Raw genomic sequence first — 2,104 nt, forward strand, 5'->3', positions numbered from 1 at the left:
ACGCTCTTCCGATCTGGCGGCCGGCCGAGCGGCGGTCACCGCGTCGCGCAGCAGCGCGTACCGGACCCCGGCCAGCAGCCGCCCGTCGCCGGGTGCGCCGGCGGTGGGCTGCCCGTCGGGGGTGTCCGCGCCGAAGTTCTGGTCCAGGTAGAGGTCGGCGTCCTGGCCCCGGGTGTCGCCGTCGACGATCGCCAGGGTGAGCACGCCGGCCGCCCGCAGCGCCCCGGCCCCGGCCGGGTCCAGCTCGTACGAGTCGAGCACGAACGCGTCGAGGGCGTGCGTACGGGCCGCCTCGACCAGCCCGGCGGGGGTGTCCGGGCCGGGGTGGACCGGGATGCCGCACGCGGCCAGGTGGGCGGCGGCCCAGCCGACCCGGTCGACCGTGCCGAACAGCTCGACCCGGGCACCCCGGGCCAGGAACTCCTCGCCCAGGGCCAGGCACCGCACCAGGTGCCCGACGCCGGTGTCCGGGCCGGCGTCGCAGCGCAGCCCGATCCGTGGTGGGTTCAGGACTCCTCCAGCCGCTTCTGGCGTACCGAGGAGTTGAGGGTACGCAGTTCGGGCCGCCCGTCCAGCCAGTCGGCGAGTTTCGCCAGCGGCACGCTGACGTCGCCGAAGTGGTCGACGACGGCGCGGACCAGCGCCCAGTCCCGGTCGGTGTCGAGGGTGAGCCGCAGCGCGGACCGGTCCGGGGTGAGGGTCACCCCGAGCACCCGGAACAGCTCCGGATGGGCGTACGCGAAGGACGTGACGTGCACCCGGTGGTGGTCGGTGGCGAGCCGGTCCAGGGTACGCAGCGCGTCCGCCCGGATGATCTCCACGTCCAGCCCCCGGGGCAGGGTACGCGCGATCGAGGTGCTGGCGTAGTCGAGCCCGGGGACGGCCCGGTAGACCGTCGCCACCAGGGTGACGATCTCCGGGTCGAGCAGCGGGCAGTCGGCGGTGAACCGCATCACGGCGTCGCCCGGGTGGGCGTCGAGCGCGCCGACGAAGCGGCTCAGCACGTCGTCCACCGGCCCCCGGTGCACGGGCACGTCGAGCCGTGCGCACTCGGCGACCACCGCGTCGTCGACGGGGTCGACGCTGGTGGCGACCACCAGGTCGGCGAGGACCCCGCTGTCCCGGGCGGCCCGGACCACCCGGCCGAGCACGGTGCGTCCGGCCAGCGGGCGCAGCACCTTGCCGGGCAGCCGCGACGAACCCATCCGGGCCTGCACGATCCCGACGATCCGCAGGTCGCAGCCGGGCGACCCGGCCGCGTCCCGTCCGGGGACCTCCGCGCTGCCGGGCCGGCCCGTCGGCGGGGTGGCCGGGGCGGTCACTGCTGCTCCTCCTGCGGCTTCGGGCCGAGGGCCTCGCGGGCCCGCCGCTTGGCCGCCCGCGCACCCCGCTTCGCCAGCCGGGCCGGGGTGATGGCGAGCCGGCCCACCCGGTAACTGAGCGAGCCGCTGAGCAGGTTGATCGTGGCGTCGGCGCGGCGCAGCGCCCGTTCCCGCGAGGTGAGCAGCTCCTCGGTCCACTTCAGCAGGGCGGCCAGCCGGGTCAGCTCCTCCCGCTGGCGTACCCAGGCTTCCCGCATCTGCTGGTAGCTGCGCGGCCCGGCGGGCGGGTCGGTGGGGGTGACCGCCCGCAGTTCGGTGGCGAGCGTCCCCCGCCCGTCGGCGTCCAGGCCGCGCAGCGCGGCGGCGACCGCCGCCTCGGTCTCCACGGCCGTGTCGACGGTGGCCCGGTCCAGGTCGTGCCCGGCGACGCCGCCGAGGACCACGGTCAACCCGGCGACGTCCAGGGTGGACGGCCACGGGTGGGCGTAGCCGCCGGTGAGCAGGGTGACCGCGAACCGCCACAGCCCCCGGGCCAGCGTCACCTCCACGGGCAGCGGCTCGCTGGCCCGCCAGCTCGGGTCGAGCACCGCGAAGGCGTCCCCGTCCACGACCACGGTGTCCGGGTCGGCCAGCGCCGCCGCGCCGGTGAGCCGCCCGTCCGGGTCGGCCTGCCCGGCGAGCCACCCCGCGTAGCCGCGCAGCAGCCGGCGCAGGGCGTCCAGGTCGCGGCGCAGGCAGCCGTCGAGCAGCACGGTGCGCAGCAGCCGTCCCGGCGGCACCGG

Annotated in this window: 1 protein-coding gene and 2 pseudogenes; all 3 read right to left on the minus strand. The window is 77.0% G+C overall.

Annotation, left to right across the window (positions count from 1 at the left end):
• A pseudogene (locus tag H1A17_RS33970) lies at nucleotides 1–510 on the minus strand (spore coat protein); the annotation flags it as partial.
• A complete protein-coding gene (locus H1A17_RS33975) occupies nucleotides 507–1,235 on the minus strand; it encodes a cytidylyltransferase domain-containing protein (RefSeq protein ID WP_145922662.1) in 729 nt (242 codons plus the stop codon). The gene H1A17_RS33975 and the pseudogene H1A17_RS33970, both read right to left, overlap by 4 nt.
• Before the next feature lie 83 nt (nucleotides 1,236–1,318).
• Nucleotides 1,319–2,104, minus strand: a pseudogene (locus tag H1A17_RS33980) (class I SAM-dependent methyltransferase); the annotation flags it as partial.

The sequence above is a fragment of the Micromonospora sp. S-DT3-3-22 genome (genome assembly GCF_015354745.1).
Lineage (GTDB): Bacteria > Actinomycetota > Actinomycetes > Mycobacteriales > Micromonosporaceae > Micromonospora > Micromonospora wenchangensis.